Raw genomic sequence first — 18,596 nt, 5'->3', positions numbered from 1 at the left:
AAATATAATACGGGAGGCATTAGTTTATGAATTGGAATATAGAAGAAGAGGGATATGATAAGAAGAACATTGAATTTTTCGGCAGTAAATTCTGTATAGGTAATGGATATTACGGTTACAGGGGTTCTTTAGAAGAATATACTAAGGAGCAGTTGACTGCTTGTACATTATCTGAAATATATGATGATAAAGGTAATGGCTGGAGAGAGCTTGTTAATGTTCAAAATCCTTTGTATACAGTTATCAAATATAAAAATACGCCTTTAACAGTTCTTGAGTCACAAATTAAAAGTCATAAACAATCACTTAATATAAAAAATGGTGTTCACACACGTTGTACAGAATTTATAACCTCAGATAATAAAATCATCACTGTTGAATCTCAGAAAATAGCGAGTATAGATAATAAGAATTTATTAGTTATGAAATATTGTATAACTGCTAATGAAGATATGGATATTGAGATTACAACTAAGATTGATGAAGATATCTGGGATATAAATGGACCACATTTCAGTAAATCGGAGAAATATTACAATCAAGATATATTAACAGTAAAATCTATAACTATTGAGAAGGGTAATGCAGTGGCAGTTTCTACAAGAATTAAATGTAGTGATGATAGATGTAGTGTTGCCACATGTGAAGATAATTTATCAAGAAAAATATTAGTCAAGGTTCAAAAAGGCATACCTTTTTATTTTGATAAATTTGCTGTAATCTGCAAAGATACAGATTGTAGAAATGTGTGTAATGATTCTATTAGAATATGCCAAGATGCCTATGAACAAGGGTTTGACAACTTGATAAAAAACAATAATGAAAAATGGGCTAAGAGATGGGATAAATTTGATGTTAATATTGAAGGAGACGATTTAGCAGCATTATCGATAAGATATAGTATTTATCTATTATTGATATCGGCACCATTTCATACGGACAAAGTTGCAATCCCTGCAAGAGGCCTTTCAGGACAGGTCTATAAGGGGGCCATGTTCTGGGATACTGAAATTTACATGTTGCAGTTGTTTGCATATTCATATCCAGACGTTGCTAAAAATCTAGTCATGTATCGTATAAACAATTTACAAGGTGCATTAAAAAAAGCAAAAGAATATGGATATGATGGAGCATTTTATCCATGGGAGAGTCAAGAAACGGGAGAAGAAGGGTGTACCCATTATAATTTAGTGGATATATTTACAGGAAGGAAAATGCGGACATATTTTAGAGATAAACAGATTCATATAAGTGCAGATGTCGTATATGGAATAAAAACTTATATGGATATTACTGGTGATAAGGATATTCTATTAGAAGGAGGAGCAGAGGTTATACTGGAATGTGCAAGATTCTTCTATTCATATTCTTATTACAAGAAATCTAAGAACAGATATGAGTTACTTGATGTAACTTGTGCTGATGAATACCACGAAAGAGTTAATAACAATGCTTATACTAATTATATGGTAAAAATTACTCTGGAATGTGCTGTATATACTTTAACATATCTAGAAAAAAACTATCCAGATGAATACTTACATATTATTGATAAATTAAATTATGAAGATGATATAAGACATATTAGAGAAATGAATGATTTATTATATCTGCCAATACCCAATGAGGATGGTATTATAGAACAATTTGATGGATATTTTAAACAGGAAGATTTATCTATAGATGAGTTATATAAGAGGATTATTAAGCCAAATGAATATTTAGGAAGTCCAGTAGGATTAGCAGTCAATACACAGGTTATTAAGCAAGCTGATGTAATATTGATGCTGACTATTTTAAGAGATAGGTTTAGTAGAGAAATAAAACATGATAACTGGGAATATTATGAGCCTAGAACTGAACATGGTTCAAGTCTTAGCGCATGTGTGTATGCTCTATTGGCAGCAGAAATAGGAAAAGTTGATTGGGCATATAAGTATTTTATGAAAACTGGTACTATAGATCTTCAAGGTGCTTACAAATTATACTTAGGGGACTTATATATTGGAGGAACTCATCCCGCTGCCAATGGAGGAACTTGGCAGGTAGCTGTATTGGGGTTTGGAGGATTACATTTGAAGGGAGATTCAGTGGAATTGACTCCTAGACTACCTGAGAAATGGAATAGCTTGTCTTATAAATTTACTGTTAAAAACAATACATTTTCTGTAAATATAGACAAAAGACAGATTATTATTGAGGCAGATAAAAACAATAAAAATGTTATTGACTTCCAAGTGTATGAAAAACAATTTTCTTGTGAAGCCAATGAAATTAAAAAAATTAACTATGAATTTAAAGGAGAGTAAATGAAAAAATATAGAGCTATTTTCTTTGATTGGGATGGAACGGCAGTTGTTTCAAGAACTGCTTCTGCGGATAAAGTCATTAAGCCAATGATCGAATTGTTAAAACAGGAAATCAAGCTTATTATTATTAGTGGTACGACTTATGAAAATATAAATGGTGGGTTATTACATACATTGGTACCGCAAGAATATTTAGGTAATCTCTATTTGGGGCTAGGAAGAGGTGCATATAATTATGGTTTTACAGGAGGAGAACCAGTTTTGATGAATTGCATATTACCTAATGCTGAGGAGAAGATTCTTATTCATAAGATAACTTTTTCAGTTCATCAATATCTTTTACAGAAGCATAATCTTAATACAGATATTGTATTCAGTAGACCTAATTATTGTAAACTTGATATAATGGTTGATAAGAATAGAAAAGATAAATTATTTTTACAGATTGATGAAATAAGTCAAGCTGAAACACTACTAAAAAAACATGGACTAAAAAATGGATTAACGGATATTATAAATATTTGCAAAGAAATCGCTCATAAATATAGTATTAATATAGATGTAACTACTGATGCAAAATATGTGGAAATAGGTATTAGTACCAAAAGTGATAATGTGAATTATTTTATGGATAAAGTTATTGCAGCTAATAGTATTACCAAAGAAGAGTGCTGCTTTTTCGGTGATGAATTTACATACTTAACTGATGACATCAGAGGAAGTGATGCATATATGATAACCAATCAAACAATTGATTGTGATTTCTTTGATGTTTCTAGTAAGCCATTGAAACTTCCAACTAATGTTAATCATATAGGAGGTGGAACAGATAAGTTCATTGATTTTTTAAGTAGACAGTGTAAATTATAAATATAGGTATATTTATTGGGAGATTTATAACATGAAAAAAAATAAATTATTATTGGTACTGTTAATAACAATGATATCTATAACAGGGTGTAAACAAGAAATAGTGAAGAAAAATCAAACGGAGATTTTATTGATGCATGGATGGGATGGCATAGGTAAGGATCATGTTGCCATGAGAAATATTTTTGAGGATTTTGAAAAGGAGAATCCTGATATTAAGTTTTTAATAAATTCTTATCCCTATTCTAATGTAATAGTAGAAAAAGCTAATGATATGTTAGCTGTAGATAAAATGCCGGATATTATATTTACAAGTGGGATTTCAAGTTTTTTAACTTATGCAAATAAAAAACATAAAGCTCTAGATTTAATGCCGTATTTACTTGCTGATGCAGAGCTGAATAACAATATACATCCTCAAATACTAAAAATGTGGGCAAAAGATGAGGAAATATATACGATTCCTGATGTGTTGGAAATCATAGGGTACTGGTATAATGAAGAAATTTTCAGAAAGGCTAAGATTACCGATGATGGGAGTGTTGACGGTGAAGTTGTAGTGCCTAAAACTTGGGAGCAATTCTGGCAGGCATGTGATAAGATTAATGAATATAATATTGAGAACAATACAGATATCAAGATTTTTGAACTTCATGATAATTTTTCTGTCGGTACATTTTTAGGAGCTAGAGTTGCAGGCTATAATACTTCTGGAACTGAATTCATGAATATCATACATCCCACTGATTTTGATGTGGAGCCATTTGTCAATAGTATTAAAGATATTAAGAGACTAAAGAATTATAATGTAGATATTTTAGATGGTAACATTAATGATACACGTTATAATTTTAGAAATGGGAATAGCGCAATATATATTAATGGTGTATGGGATAGTATTCAATTAGAGGATTCAAGCATAAAAGATAATATCAAGTATGCAACTTTCCCTGGATATGATGGTAATACAATATCTTTTGTTTCGGCTTCTTCAGGATATGTAGTCAGTAACGAACAAAGTCAGGAAAAAATTGATGCATGTATCAGGTTCATTAAGTATATGATGAGTGAAGAAGTACAGCTTAGGATAGCGCTTGAAACGAAACAAGCTCCACAAAACCCTAATCTTAATATGGAGGTGCTGGAAAATAAGGACCCTCTGTTTGGTAATGCATTGAAAGTATCCGAAAATGCAACAATTCAATTACCATCTATAGAAACGTTATGGAATATTAAAGTACTTAATGGTATAGGTAATAATTTAGATGATGTCATTAATAATAAAATATCTGTAGAAGATTTTATTGTTAATATTAATGCTATCTGTAATCAGATAAACTGAGGAGGTTAAACATGAAAAAAATAACTAAAAGGATAATGTGTGTTTTTTTTACTTTGATATTTATTGCTAGTAATATTAATGTTTATGCTACGGAAGATTCTAATGATATTTTGATATCAACAGATGAAGACGAAAAAATGTCCAACGGAAGACCTTTAGTATGGAGAAATTTTGCTCTTGATGGGAAAGTTTCACTTCATAGTAATAAATTGAATAGTGACAGACCTGCATCTATGGCTAATGATGGAATTGTTATTGATAGTAACAAAATGACTTCATTTGAAAATTATGCAGAGCTAGGAAGTACATCATCACCAGCTACTGGAACAGAAGAAGAGTTACCAGATGGTGCTGAGGATAAGGATAAGTATTATCTTCAATTAGAGTTGGAAGAACAGGTAAGTATTGAAAAAATAAAACTATACAGATATTGGGGTGTAGATATCCGTTATCATGATACAGTAATTCTTGCTTCAGAGGATGAAGAATTTACTGAAGAAGATGTGATATGGAATGCTGATGAAAATAACATATATGGCTTTGGTAATGGTAGCGAATGGGATTATATAGAATCAAAAGATGGTTATGAATTTGTTTTTGAACCTAGACAGGTAAAACACATAAGAGTATATTCAAGTGGTAAATCAGGTTACAATGGTGTTTTAAATAATAATATGATTGAAAAAGGTAGTGTAGCATGGGCTTATGGGTTGCATTGTGTTGAAATTGAAGCATATGGAAAAGAGCTAGCACCAGAAAAACCGGTATATAATGCTGAGAATTATTTGAATATACCTACATTTACGGCTAATGGAAAAAATGAGGGTGAAGTAACACATCCAGATATTATTAAATTTGATACTTCTTGGAATGGTTATAAATATTGGATGGCAGTAACACCTAATCAAACAGGTAATTCACAATTTGAGAATCCATGTATTGTAGCTTCTAACGATGGAGAGAACTGGGTAGTTCCAAAAGATATAGAAAATCCTCTTACAGGTATAAAAGAAGAACCAAGACCTTATCATAATTGTGATGTGGATTTGGTGTATGATGAGGATTCAGATTCACTTCGTGTTTATTATGTATGGTCAAAAGATGATATACCTTATGGACAAGATGGATTTCAGCCTTCAGAGGTAAGATTGATTGAAGTGAAAAAATCTGATGAAGGATATAGTGTATCATCACCAGAAACCGTTGTTATTTCTGATAAACGTTATGATATATTATCTCCATCAATAGTTAAAAAATCAGATGATGAATGGTATATGTGGTGTGTAAATACTGGAGATAGAGGTTATAATAATCAAACTAATCATGTAGATTATAGAACTTCAAGTGATGGAAAAAATTGGTCAATGCCTGTATCATTGAAGGATACTTTTATACAGAGGGGATATCAGCCTTGGCATATTGATGTTGAATATGTTGAAGAGAAAGATGAATATTTTACTATTTTTCCAGCATATCCAGATGGCGGTAATTCAGAATTTACGGAACTATTTTTTGCAAGGTCAAATGATGGTATAACATGGACAAATTACGAAAACCCTATGCTTCGCGTAGATCGTGACAGCTGGGATAGTGACTTCATCTATCGCTCTACGTTTATTATAGAAAATGATACAATGAGAATATGGTATTCTGCAGGTACAGGTGAAGGCTGGAGAATTGGTTATACAGCAAATAATATAGATAATATAATAAATGAATTAGGAGAGTCATATCAGGGAGAAGTAGAACCTGAAGAGTTAAGGATAGAAATCAATAATGAAAATCCATTGTTTCTACACCATTTGTACAGGGTTATATCAAATGCAGAAGGTTTAAATGGACCTTTACAAGGTGGAAATAGTATTCAAGGATTCTGGAATGCTATAGTTGGTGGAGATGAAAACGGAAATGCTTTGAGAGAAGATTTAAGAGATAATCAAGCTATAATTATTCATGCATCAGGTAATGTGAAAGCTAATAAATCAACACTTGATTGGTACGAGGAAACTTGTGAAAAAACTCTTATGAATACACCGGAAGATATAACAGATGATGCTCCATTTTTCATTATGGTGTCTAATTCAGGTACATCTGGCGGAGGAAAATATGAGCCACCATCAATTGAATGGACTCATAAAATGTATGAGGAATATCCAAATATGATAGGAGTATTTTTCTCAGAAAATCATAACGCTACAAGTAGCTGGGAAAGAGAAGCACGTTCCTTATATATGGCAAGACAATTAGAGTTAGCAGCTATGTATGGTGGACATGTTGTGTATTCAGATATGAACGACAATAACGACTACATTCAGAGTGTAATAGATAATGAGATTCTTTATGATGCTCTTGAAAAATATAACGATAATTTTGTATTGATAGCAAAAACTACATCAGCATGGGATCCTGATGACTATAATTCAGATGAAAGTGTTGTACAAGGAGCTTGGTTAGCAGAGGCTGCTGGTAACTGGGGATCACTTATTGATTCATGGATGTGGTTTATTGAGAATTTTGGACCTCTATATGGAAATGATACATTTTCAGTTTGGAAAGGTGTTGAAGAATGCCGTGGTCCTGTAACATTCCCAGAATTGTTTTATCCAATGCGTATGATTCAGCAAGCTAGAGTAGGAGCAACAGTCTTCACATTTGAACACCCATATTATTCAACAAGTGTAAAAGATCAATTTACTCCTACGTTTACAGCTGCTATAGCAAAGGCAATGGAATATATGGTAGATTATAATATTCCAACTAGAGAAGAAGTTATTGAGAATACAAAAGTTGCTTATTCAGCAAATCCTTATTCATTAAGGAAGCTATCACAAAATCAACTTAATCCACTGGATTATCTATATGGTGATAGTAATAATAATGGATATAGTGATACAACAATGATGACTTACTTCACTGGCAGATATGGTACACTACCAACTATTCCTAAGTTGGCGAAACCAGAGATTCTTGAGAAATTTGAGAATGTCATTGACTATAATTATGTAACGAATGAATTGAAAAATAGTGATGGAATAGTAAATTATTTCAATGAAAAATATGAAGAAAATTATACAGGAGATGCTTATGTATCCAATAAAGATGATGTATGGTTTGCATACAATAATAATTGGAACATAGACAGCAGATTGGATAGTGAATTAGATTCAAAACAATCAGCTGCATTCAAACTTCAAAATAAGATAAATGCAAATATTGAATTTTCTCCTTATTCATATTTCGTTATTGATTCACAGGATTTAACTCATGTAAAAGTACAGCATAATAATTTTCTTGTTGATAAAAATGATATTTGGGTAGGATACGATGTAGATACAACTTCACATTGGGATTCTGACCATGATACTCAAATGGATGAATATCTACTAAATGAATTCATTCCAGATGATGTTAGAAAAGATGATAGATATAGATCAAGTAAATTAGTGTTAAAAGGGTTGAATTCAGAACCAGTTATCAGAATATTAGATGGTATGACTAATGATGACGGTTCAAAACAATATGATAATATTACAAGTGAATGGAATGAAGAAGAGAAAGAATTTACCATAAATATATCTTCTAATGGTTGGGTCGATTTTGTCATTGATATAGATGATGCAAATGAAATAAAAGAACTAAGTGAAAATTGGGAGATTGTTAGAGAAAATTCTAATCTATGGAAATTTGCTCAAGATGGTTCTGATAAGATTTCAATTAAACAAACAGCAGGTTGTCATTGGAATAATTTTGAACCAAAAGGAAATAATTTGTTTATTACAGAGCCAAATGCACAAGATAATGAAAATTATAGTGTGACTGTAAAAATGACAGGTGTAACAACTACAGGATATGAGCAAGCAGGATTATTGATTTATAAAGATGATGATAATTTTGTGCAAATTGCAAGAATGCATAAGATGGGAAATCCTTTAATTGCTATGAACACTAGGAGTAATGGTGATAATGTTGAAGATGTTAAGCCAGAAAAAGCAGGATATACAAATGCTACTATTTACTTGAAGTTATTAAAGAATAATGACAATTATACTGGATATTATTCTGAAGATGGACAAAACTGGGTAGAGGTAGCTAATGTTGATAATGCTACATTAGATAATGCAAGGATAGGGCTATTCGCATCCACAGAAGATGTAGATGATTGGTTTGAATTTGAAGAATTTAAAGTGGATAATAGATTAATCTCATTTACAGAAGAACCATAATCATCTAATGCTAATTTGAAAAATTAAATGTAAATACAGGACTATTAAACGAATTAAAAACCTCTATGATATTTATAGAGGTTTTTAATATGAAATAATTTAATATTTATATATTGATTTTTATTTTTTTGAAAGGTTATACAATGTTGAAACATACAATAATCCTGCAAGAAGAATATCCCATATAAACTGCATTATAAAACTAGGATTGAGGGTTGTTGCTCTAAAAAAGGTAATCAATACTTGTCTAAGTGGAGCTATTGGAGTAAACACGCTTATTATTGTTATTATTAATACGTCAGCAACCCAGCCAATCCACATGTTTTGATACAATACTAATGTATGAATAAATACACTTATCAGTATATAAAATCCTGTTTGATAAATAAAGCAGGCAAATACACCAGATGAAGTCCAATCGAATGCTGGTAAAAAAGAAATATTAAAACTGCTGCCCCAAATTAGAGGCTCAATCACATAATAAAATAAAATATTAATAATGGATACAATTACAGCGAATACTATATAATTAAGTATACAACCTTTGAAAAAATCAAGTTTTTTTGCACCAATATTAATAAGTTTCCTATAATATTTAAGGATAATGAAGATAGGAGCTAAAATGTTAATAAGTGCAAATAAATTTCCTATGGATTGGTTTTCTGTATTAGATTGACCTAAAAAAAAGTTAATTATCATACTTATTATTGTAAATGTAACGATACTGATTGTGATTATGTAAGTTTCCTTACATCCATATTTAAAGTTGAACTGAGCAACTTTTTTAGCTTTATTCATTGATTTCACCTCCAATTAAATTAGCAAAGAAATCTTGTAAACCAATATTGGCGATTTCTATTTTATCATTATTTTTAATTCTTGTATCGTAGATGGTTACTGTTTTGAATTTTCCTATATTATTGACGTTAACAATATTTTTGCCCTGTACAGCTCTATCAACGTCTGATGATAGTCCAGTAACGCTGTAACATTTTTCTTGAAGATCAAGTATATCTGTATTCAGTAATATAGAACCTTCATGAACTATAATAATATCTTCAGCTATTTTTGCGATCTCATCAATAAGGTGAGTAGATACAATTATTATTTTTGGATGTCTTTTAGAGCTTTCTTCTAATAAGGAATAGAATTTATTACGCATAATAACATCAAAACCTAATACAGGCTCATCAAATAATACTATTTTATTAGTACTTGCTAGGCCTATTATAGTATTAACCATAGTTTTCATACCGAATGACAGCTGTTTGAACTTTTTATTTGGTTTTAAATTAAATTTATCTATCATATCTTTAGCGAATTGAATATCAAAATTATCTTGAAAATCTGATGCAAGCTTTATTAGATCTTTAATTCTAAGATTAATATGATTTTCTCTTTCTTCAACGAAGCAGACAATTTCTGGCATATATAGTTTATTGACTTTTGAATTATTAACTAATAATTCTCCGTTGCTTACTTGAGTTAAACCAGAGATACATCTTAAAAATGTAGTTTTTCCAGCTCCATTTTCTCCTAGAAGACAATATATTTTATTTTCCGTAATATCAAGATCAATATTTTTGAGAGCTTGAACTTTTCCATAGTTTTTTGATACATTATTGAATTTAATCATCCCAATCCTCCTCAATCATAGTTATTATTGCTTGTTTGGTTATATTAAGTTTTTTACATTCTTGAATTAATCTTTTGAGGGTATCTTTCTTGAGTGAAGCTTTTCTTTTTTCCATAATTATATCTTGGGCCTCCTTGGATACGTACATTCCCATACCACGTCGTTTGTAGAGTATACCTTGTTCTGTAAGAATACTGACTCCTTTTATTGCGGTAGCTGGATTGATCTTTAACAACTTAGATAGCTGAGTTGTAGATATTATAGCCTCATCAGCTTGATACGTTCCATCCAGTATATAGTCTTCTAGCATATTTGATATCTGATTGAATATGGGGATATTACTATTTGTATTAATATTAATTTTCATCACCTGCTTATACATATATGGTTAGTTGGTTAACTAATTAACCATATAATATCATTTGTTTTGTATGTTGTCAATAAAAAACATAAATATATTATGAAAAATAAAAATAAATAATTATTATTGATTTATGATAAAATTCATGATAATATATGAGTATATTTGAATATAATCATATAAGGAGGTAAGCTATGGTAGAAATATTTAAAACCCTCGGGGATGAAAATAGGTTAAGAATTATTAGTCTGTTGATTAATAATGAGCTATGTGTATGTGAGATTGAAGTTCTACTAGAAATGACTCAATCAAATGTTTCCAGACATTTAAGTAAACTCAAAAATACTGGAATCATTACATCATCTAAAAAGGCACAATGGGTTCATTATAAATTAAGCAAAGAATTTCAAGAAGAAAATAGATTATTGATTAAATATCTTGATAGTAAGTTCAAAACAGATAAATTATTTTTGAATGATATGAGAAGATACGATAAATACAAAGAATTATGTTTCAATTGTCAACTAATAGCTGATGATAAAGAAAAAGTACTGAAATTAATAAGATTGGAGCCGGAAAATGGACAATAAAAAACCAAATAATAAAATGGATTTCTTTGGGAGATATCTAACCATTTGGGTTGCACTATGTATAGTTATTGGTGTATTAATTGGTAAATGGTTTCCTTTAATACCAAAAACACTTAGTGAATTTGAATATGCAAAAGTTTCTATACCAGTTACTATATTAATATGGTTAATGATATATCCGATGATGTTGAAAGTGGATTTTTCAAGTATTGTAAAAGCAACCAAAAAACCAAAAGGATTGGCGATAACCTGTATAACTAACTGGTTAATCAAACCCTTTACAATGTATCTTATAGCTATGTTCTTCTTTAAGGTCGTATTTCGAAATTTCATTGATTCTAATTTAGCGGAAGATTATTTAGCTGGAGCAGTATTATTAGGAGCTGCGCCATGTACAGCAATGGTTTTTGTATGGAGTCATCTCACTAAAGGTGATCCGGCTTATACTTTGGTTCAGGTTGCAGTAAATGATATTATACTACTATTTGCATTTGCTCCCATAGTTGCAATACTTTTAGGTGTGAGTGATGTGCCGGTTCCATATGATACATTATTGTTATCAGTAGTATTGTTTGTAGTGATACCACTAATAGCAGGGTATCTATCCAGAAAATATATTATCAAAATAAAAGGGATCGATTATTACGAGAATATATTTCTTAAGAAATTCAATAGTACTACCATTATTGGATTGCTACTAACATTAATAATGATATTCTCTTTTCAAGGTGAAATTATTATTAATAATCCAATTCATATTTTACTGATTGCTATACCTCTCATAATCCAGACTTTTTTAATTTTCTTATTAGCTTATGGCTCTGCCAGACTATTAAGACTTAAACATAATATTGCAGCACCAGCAGGTATGATAGGAGCAAGTAATTTTTTTGAACTGGCGGTAGCAGTTTCAATATCAATATTTGGATTGGAGTCAGGTGCTACTTTAGCAACAGTTGTAGGAGTATTGGTGGAAGTGCCAGTAATGCTAACTCTTGTTAATATCGCTAATAAGACTAAGCACTGGTTTAGGGATGGTAAACAGATTTCTTAATAGTATAAAATCAAATTGAAAAATGGAGGAGATTGTAATGAAATATAAAGTTGCATTTGTTTGCGTTCACAATTCATGTAGAAGCCAAATGGCAGAGGGATGGGCGAAGAGTCTTGATAAAAATGTCATGGATGTATATTCAGCAGGTACAGAAAATTATCCACAAGTAAAGCCTATGGCTGTACAAGTTATGAAAGAAGTTGGTATAGATATAAGTAGTCATAAACCTAAGTTATTAACAGATATACCCAATGATATTGATATTGTAATTAAAATGGGGTGTAATGTCAATTGCCCTTATCTACCTAGTAAGCATACTGAAGACTGGGGACTTATTGATCCATCTGGTGGTACCATAGAAGATTTTAGAAAAACTAGAGATATACTAAAAGATAAAGTAGAAGATTTGGCAAGACGCATAGCTTCTGAAGAATTAGTAATATAATTAAAATTTATCCCCTAAATATACTTGTATTGAAATACTTATATTTAGGGGATGATAAGGTGTTAAAACGGTTCGCGTTTTTGCAGAAATTCTATATATGCAATTATATGTTTAAGAAATTCAGGGGATTTATCTGATAAAGAGTCTATTATTTGTTCAGCTAATGCATTAGGAGTAGTACTGGATGAAGTTATTAACAATTGATTCGGTGTTATTTCTAAAGCTAAGCAGATTTTCATGATCGTTTCTAAAGAAGCTGTTGTATTACCTCTTTCAATATTTCCGATGTACTGGATTGAGAGTCCTGTTAAACCAGCAAGTTTTTCTTGAGTTAGTTCTTTTTGTATTCTATATTGCTTAATATTTTTTCCTAAAATATTTAAATCAATGATTTTATTATTCATTAAAAGAATACACCTCCTTCTATAATAATAGGATATGATAAATTACTACTTTTAATAAGCAACTAACAAGAGTAATTACTCTTTATAGATTGGTTTTTTTATGGTATAATAAGTAATATGCTCTAAATAGTTTGCATTTTAATCTATATAGTTGCTAAAAATATTAATTGCTTTATGAAAAATGATATTATGCAGGGATATTTCATATTAGTAAAGTAAACTTAGTTTTTACCAATAATATTAATATATTGCAATTACACAATATATAGGCAATATTAATTATGACATAAAGTGATTAATTTTAATTCATAAATTTACATTTTTATATACTTAAAAGTAACTATTAATAACAGAGATATACAGGGAGGAATAAATATGCTTAAAAGTATAAAATTTAAATTAATGACATATTTTACTATAATAATAGTAATAATTAGTGGTGGTATTGGAGTATTAGCCTCTGTATCATCAATTAATGCATTAAAAGGTACAGTTGACAATGAATTAATAGAACTAGCTCAAGGTTATAGTAGATATATTGAATCAGAAATTAATATTGCAAAAGCTATAATGGATGGTATAGCCAAAAGAAATGTAATTAAGTCTTTAGATTGGAAAGTACAAAAAGATGCTATTGAAAAAGAAGTAAAGGGAAATCCTATATTTTCAGGTATGTTTATTGTAGATAAAAATGGGACTGCACATTTTACTAATGGTGAAACAGCAGATGTAAGTGATAGAGAATACTTTAAGGAAGCTATGAAAGAAAATACATATTTCAGTGAATTGAGAGATAGTGACATTATGGATAGTATGGAATATTTTGTGTCATCACCAATAAAAAATAATGATATAGATGGGATTATAGTTGGTTTTCTAAAACCGGAGTATCTTAATAATTCAATAAATAATATTATGAGTAATGCAAACGGTGTAGCTTATGTGGTGAATCAAAATGGAAATATCATGGCTAGTAATAATATTGATATTGTATCAAATCAAGATCGTGTATTAAGTAATGAAGAAAGTGACTTGACAGCCGTAATTAGTAAAATGGTGCAAGGAGAAATAGGTACAGATGAATACAATTTTGAAGGCAAAACATACTACTGCGGATATCACCCCATAGGTGATACTGGTTGGAGTATAGCTATTAATTCTCTTAAAAGTGATTCATTGTCTGATGTAACAAAATTAAGAAATAATTTAATATGTTTAATTGTAATTTCATTATTAATAGGAGTAGTAATCATATATTTTATAGGAAATTTGTTTTCAAAACCTATTGCCCTTGCAACTAAACATGCAATTTCATTATCAAAATTGGATTTAACAGTTAGTGTACCTGATAAGATAATGAAAAGAAATGATGAAATAGGTGAGTTAGGAAAAGCATTTGAAATAATAACTAATAATGTCAAGAGAATACTAAATGATATTTCAAATTATTCAATACAACTCAAGGATTCTTCAAAAAAATTGTCTAATACAATAGGTGAAAATGCTTCTACGGCAGAGGAAATAGCAAAAGCAGTAGAAGTAATTGCAGATGGCGCTACTATTCAAGCTAGAAAATCAGATAATGTTGTTAAGGAATTATCTGAATTAGGTGATTTAATTGCAGAGTCCCAACAATTATCTATTACAGTCAATAGTGGAACCAGCAAGGTAAAGGAAGTTAACATACAAGGTAGAAAAGTGATAGAAAAATTAAAAGAAGAATATGTCTTGAATATGGATGTGGCTAACAAAGTGAATAGTAATACAGAAGAGTTAGCAGAACAATCTAAGTTAATAGAAAACATATTGATAACCATATCCAATGTAGCTAATCAAACTAATCTATTAGCTCTTAATGCTACTATTGAAGCTGCAAGAGCAGGTGATGCTGGTAAGGGCTTTGCAGTTGTAGCAGAACAGATAAGTAAATTGGCGGATGATACAAAAGAAGCGACAGAAGATATATCAGATATATTAAACAAAATGACTAAAGAAATTGTAGTTACCAATAATAATATGGCTAAAGCAGGTGAAATCGTTAATAATGTTGATAATTACTTAGATGAAACTATTTCAACATATGATGTGATTGAGAATTCTACTAAAAAAACAATCGAATTATTTAGGAAGCTTAATGAATCATTAGTTCAAATAAGTGAAAATAAAGAAAAAGCATTTTCATTTGTTGAGGAAATAAATGGTGTCACCCAAGAATCAGCTGCGTCGACTGAAGAAGTAAGTGCTTCTGTTGAAGAACAAACTGCTTCTATGGAAGAAATATCTAGGTCCACAGAAAAATTGGCTGACATTGCAACTACAATGGAACAACTAATAGAAAAGTTTCAATTATGATAAGCTCAAATATTATTATTTAATAGTTATACATAAATATGTAAATTTTAAAAATGGATTTATCCCTAATTTTACTCAAATAATAGAATTAGGGTTTTTTATTTTAATGAACCATAAGCATTAATTTATATTGTTTTAAATAGTTAGCTTTTATTAAAGTGATTATTTCCTATAAATAATAAAAAGAACCTATCACTAAATTTCTTAAGTATGATATTGAAGAATTTTATACTATAAGAAAAGCGAATAGATAGGTTCTTATTATATTGAAATATTTATTTATATCCCAACGCAATAATATAATTTTTTATTATCTCTTCCAAGCAATGCAATTCTTTTCCATTTAGTTCAGAAATAATATTAGAAATATTATCAAAGTCTTTTTTATTAGTAGTGCCTAACAACAAATAATCTGTACTAACATTTAGTGCATTAGAAACTTTTATGATACTTTCTGCTCTAAGATTCTTTTTTCCTGTCTCGACAGTTGAAAAAAATTGGTGGCTAAGGTTGGATTTTTCTGCTGCTTGTTCCTGTGTATAGCCTAGTTGCTTTCTTCTGATCATTATGCGATGGCCTATTGTTTCTGATAGATTTTCTTTGTTCAACACAAACACCTCTTCTATATTATTAGCCTGTAATAGAATTTTATCTATAAAAGTCTAAAAATATAATAGCCTTTTGTTGCAAAAATGTCACTAAAGATATAAAATAAGTCATAAGAGGTGATATGATGTATAAAATAAATGGAAAAACTGATTTAAAAGTTAAAGTTAATAGGTTATGTAAAATTTTTGATGACAACATATGTGAGAATAATTTATTTAAGGAAAAAATAGTTAAAATAAGTAATGAGCTAGATGAGTACATATTGGAAGTTGAGAAAGGAGTAGATAAGAGTAAACAGGTAAATATTAAAAAAGTATAAATTCCTATCTATTTTCTTAATATTCTATATTTAAAGCATTTTTTTGACATGAATTAAACCCCATAGTAAAATAAAGATATATAATTATCTAATAATAACACATTGATATTTTATAGAACATTAGATGACTATATAAAAAATTACTTATTTAATATGTTTAGAAGGTAGGGGGAAATGTTAATGCATGAAAAATATTACGAAGAATATCTATATTTGTTAAAAAAATTTAGAGACTATAGTCCAGAGAAAAAAGAAAAGATGGACTTTAATTATCAATCATGTAATGATATTAATTTGAGAAAATTAAGGAATAAATATAACCTTATGGAAGTTGCAGGAGATGGAAATGAAGTATCACGTATTTTAAATTTATTTAATTGGTTTAATAAGAATACTATTCATGATGGGTCTATATATCCGAAAGGTGATCGAAATGCAATTGATATCCTAAAACAGTGTATAAATGATGAAGAAGGGGTTAATTGCAGATTGATTTCTATAGCTATGAATGAAGTATTTCTATCCATGGGGTTTAAATCTAGGTATATAACATGTAGACCTATAGGCTTTGATTTTACAGATTGTCATGTGGTTAATGTAATTTATTCATATGACCTTGATAAATGGGTATTTTTAGATGCAAGTATGGGAATTTACTGCAAAGAGAATAATGAATTACTAAGTCTTCAGGAATTGGGTCAAGCTATAATTGAAGATAAAGAAATAACAATTAATGAAGCATATTATGATGGAGAGTTAGTTACTAAGAAAGATTATTTTAAATATATGACAAAGAATTTATTTCAACTAGATTGTTATAGTAATTATGAATTCAATTTTGAGTCAAATAATACTGATAAAATTCGTTACTTCCTTAATCCAATGGATTATTTTAACAAAGATAAAATAATATATACCCAAAAAGATAATTACACTATTGAAGAGCATTATGTTTCGTGTGCAAATGAATTTTGGAAGAAGCCATAATAAAATAATTAAAACCGCTAATTCAACGGTCTACGCAACAATTCGAAATTTGGATATGACCCTATTCCTTTTTCGATTGCAGTTTTTTTTATAACAACTATTGATAGAGACGAAGTTAATTGTTTATTAAAAGCTAGGCTTGATTTATTAGTGATATATAAACAAGGACTTGAAGCACAGATAGCGTTGATTGAGAAAATGAGGGAATAGGCTATAAATAATCTAAAAAGAATGATAATGAGGAGTTGAGAATATGCCACAACTTAGGCATCAAGGAAAATTTGTATTCGGTTGGTCTGTCATCAAAGATGATAATAAGTTCTGTTTTCCAAAAGAAACTGTAGAAGAATATAAATTGATAGAACAATCAGGTCTTATTTTATTTACAAGCAGTAAAATTTCAGGAGGTTTTTGTATAACTGGGATAGAAACTCTAAAAAATTCTAAGTTATCAAGAATAATTGAAAATAATCCAGAATTGGAGACAGAAGAATCATTAGGTAAAATTATATCATATAAAGGCAAAAGTTATTGTCATATAGAAATGATTGATGAAAAACATATTGTATTGACAGAGGATATCAAGAACCATTTTGATTTGAGTATAGATGATAAACTACTAATTGTTCGTGGTAGTAATATTGCATTTGATTGTTTGGTCAAGGGACCATTAGTTGAGGTAGCGAATGAGAGTTCTAAGCAAATTGATGTATTTTAGAAAATATCAAGAATTATTGAGAAGCTATAGGATACAATTAAAATATTCGTTTAATCCTGCAAAGACTTATTATCTTTCAATTAACGGCATTCAATAAATTACTAAAATAGAATTTAAAAAATGAAAAACTCTTGACATTTTTAATCTACAGGTGTAAACCGATAAACAGATTTACACCTGTAGATTTGATGGTGGGAGAATTTTAATGAAAGTATAGTATCACAAGAAACTCAAAGTTATAGTATGGAAAAAATTACACAACACACAAGATATAATATCTTAAGTAGCATTGCTACAGAGATTAATATGATATTTCACTAATTGAAATATGACCCGATATTATGAAATTGGACATTGATTGAATTAGCTATTTTAGT

The 18,596-nt window shown here is 29.6% G+C and carries 16 protein-coding genes; 11 read left to right on the top strand and 5 right to left on the bottom strand.

What is annotated here, in order from left to right:
• Nucleotides 1-26: 26 nt before the first annotated feature.
• The 4 genes from QMG30_RS00240 to QMG30_RS00225 are packed head-to-tail and all read left to right on the top strand — an operon-like array spanning nucleotide 27 to nucleotide 8,744.
• Complete coding sequence (locus QMG30_RS00240) at nucleotides 27-2,309, top strand: glycosyl hydrolase family 65 domain-containing protein (protein ID WP_281810990.1); 2,283 nt, start codon at nucleotides 27-29, stop codon at nucleotides 2,307-2,309.
• Nucleotides 2,310-3,179, top strand: coding sequence for an HAD family hydrolase (locus QMG30_RS00235; protein WP_281810988.1), 870 nt, complete (start codon nucleotides 2,310-2,312; stop codon nucleotides 3,177-3,179).
• 31 nt (nucleotides 3,180-3,210) lie between these two features.
• Complete coding sequence (locus QMG30_RS00230) at nucleotides 3,211-4,521, top strand: ABC transporter substrate-binding protein (RefSeq protein ID WP_281810986.1); 1,311 nt, start codon at nucleotides 3,211-3,213, stop codon at nucleotides 4,519-4,521.
• A gap of 11 nt (nucleotides 4,522-4,532) precedes the next feature.
• The gene (locus QMG30_RS00225) at nucleotides 4,533-8,744 is read left to right on the top strand and encodes a glycoside hydrolase family 98 domain-containing protein (protein ID WP_281810984.1); all 4,212 of its coding nucleotides are present in this window, start codon (nucleotides 4,533-4,535) and stop codon (nucleotides 8,742-8,744) included.
• Nucleotides 8,745-8,864: 120 nt separating this feature from the next.
• Here the strand turns inward: QMG30_RS00225 and QMG30_RS00220 are convergent, their stop codons facing one another.
• The 3 genes from QMG30_RS00220 to QMG30_RS00210 are packed head-to-tail and all read right to left on the bottom strand — an operon-like array spanning nucleotide 8,865 to nucleotide 10,747.
• Entirely contained in the window at nucleotides 8,865-9,542 is a 678-nt protein-coding gene (locus QMG30_RS00220; protein WP_281810982.1) for a hypothetical protein, read from the bottom strand.
• Entirely contained in the window at nucleotides 9,535-10,380 is an 846-nt protein-coding gene (locus QMG30_RS00215; protein ID WP_281810980.1) for an ATP-binding cassette domain-containing protein, read from the bottom strand. The genes QMG30_RS00220 and QMG30_RS00215 overlap by 8 nt, the downstream gene beginning before the upstream one ends.
• On the bottom strand, nucleotides 10,373-10,747 hold the full coding sequence (locus QMG30_RS00210; protein WP_281810977.1) for a GntR family transcriptional regulator: 375 nt from the start codon (nucleotides 10,745-10,747) through the stop codon (nucleotides 10,373-10,375). Before QMG30_RS00210 ends, QMG30_RS00215 begins: the two co-directional genes overlap by 8 nt.
• A 188-nt stretch (nucleotides 10,748-10,935) precedes the next feature.
• On the opposite strand from QMG30_RS00210, the gene QMG30_RS00205 reads away from it, so the two are divergent.
• Genes QMG30_RS00205 through QMG30_RS00195 form a run of 3 tightly spaced genes read left to right on the top strand, consistent with a single transcriptional unit; the run spans nucleotide 10,936 to nucleotide 12,830 of the window.
• Nucleotides 10,936-11,331 carry an ArsR/SmtB family transcription factor gene (locus QMG30_RS00205; protein ID WP_281810975.1) on the top strand — a complete coding sequence of 132 codons (396 nt, stop codon included), beginning with the start codon at nucleotides 10,936-10,938 and terminating at the stop codon, nucleotides 11,329-11,331.
• Nucleotides 11,321-12,385, top strand: a complete 1,065-nt coding sequence (arsB, locus tag QMG30_RS00200) for an ACR3 family arsenite efflux transporter (RefSeq protein ID WP_281810973.1) — start codon at nucleotides 11,321-11,323, stop codon at nucleotides 12,383-12,385. The genes QMG30_RS00205 and arsB overlap by 11 nt, the downstream gene beginning before the upstream one ends.
• A gap of 37 nt (nucleotides 12,386-12,422) precedes the next feature.
• Nucleotides 12,423-12,830 (top strand): arsenate reductase ArsC, encoded by a 408-nt coding sequence (locus tag QMG30_RS00195; RefSeq protein ID WP_281810971.1) that lies wholly within the window; start codon nucleotides 12,423-12,425, stop codon nucleotides 12,828-12,830.
• A gap of 62 nt (nucleotides 12,831-12,892) precedes the next feature.
• Here QMG30_RS00195 and QMG30_RS00190 read toward each other — a convergent pair whose 3' ends face one another.
• Entirely contained in the window at nucleotides 12,893-13,234 is a 342-nt protein-coding gene (locus QMG30_RS00190; protein ID WP_281810969.1) for a helix-turn-helix domain-containing protein, read from the bottom strand.
• Nucleotides 13,235-13,609: 375 nt separating this feature from the next.
• Here QMG30_RS00190 and QMG30_RS00185 point away from each other — a divergent pair, with 375 nt between their 5' ends.
• The gene (locus QMG30_RS00185) at nucleotides 13,610-15,586 is read left to right on the top strand and encodes a methyl-accepting chemotaxis protein (protein WP_281810967.1); all 1,977 of its coding nucleotides are present in this window, start codon (nucleotides 13,610-13,612) and stop codon (nucleotides 15,584-15,586) included.
• Nucleotides 15,587-15,861: 275 nt separating this feature from the next.
• Here the strand turns inward: QMG30_RS00185 and QMG30_RS00180 are convergent, their stop codons facing one another.
• Nucleotides 15,862-16,197: a helix-turn-helix domain-containing protein gene (locus tag QMG30_RS00180; RefSeq protein WP_281810965.1), complete on the bottom strand. Its 336-nt coding sequence runs from the start codon at nucleotides 16,195-16,197 to the stop codon at nucleotides 15,862-15,864.
• Between the two features lie 122 nt (nucleotides 16,198-16,319).
• On the opposite strand from QMG30_RS00180, the gene QMG30_RS00175 reads away from it, so the two are divergent.
• The 3 genes from QMG30_RS00175 (at nucleotide 16,320) to QMG30_RS00165 (ending at nucleotide 18,219) form a co-directional block, all read left to right on the top strand.
• Nucleotides 16,320-16,514 (top strand): Spo0E family sporulation regulatory protein-aspartic acid phosphatase, encoded by a 195-nt coding sequence (locus tag QMG30_RS00175; RefSeq protein ID WP_281810963.1) that lies wholly within the window; start codon nucleotides 16,320-16,322, stop codon nucleotides 16,512-16,514.
• Between the two features lie 180 nt (nucleotides 16,515-16,694).
• A complete protein-coding gene (locus QMG30_RS00170) occupies nucleotides 16,695-17,501 on the top strand; it encodes a transglutaminase-like domain-containing protein (protein WP_281810961.1) in 807 nt (268 codons plus the stop codon).
• Nucleotides 17,502-17,754: 253 nt separating this feature from the next.
• Entirely contained in the window at nucleotides 17,755-18,219 is a 465-nt protein-coding gene (locus tag QMG30_RS00165; protein ID WP_281810959.1) for a hypothetical protein, read from the top strand.
• Nucleotides 18,220-18,596: the final 377 nt, after the last annotated feature.

It is taken from the genome of Vallitalea longa (genome assembly GCF_027923465.1).
Classification (GTDB): Bacteria; Bacillota; Clostridia; order Lachnospirales; family Vallitaleaceae; genus Vallitalea; species Vallitalea longa.
The sequence above is the reverse complement of the archived record's forward strand: the minus strand, read 5'-3'. Positions and strand labels throughout refer to the sequence as shown.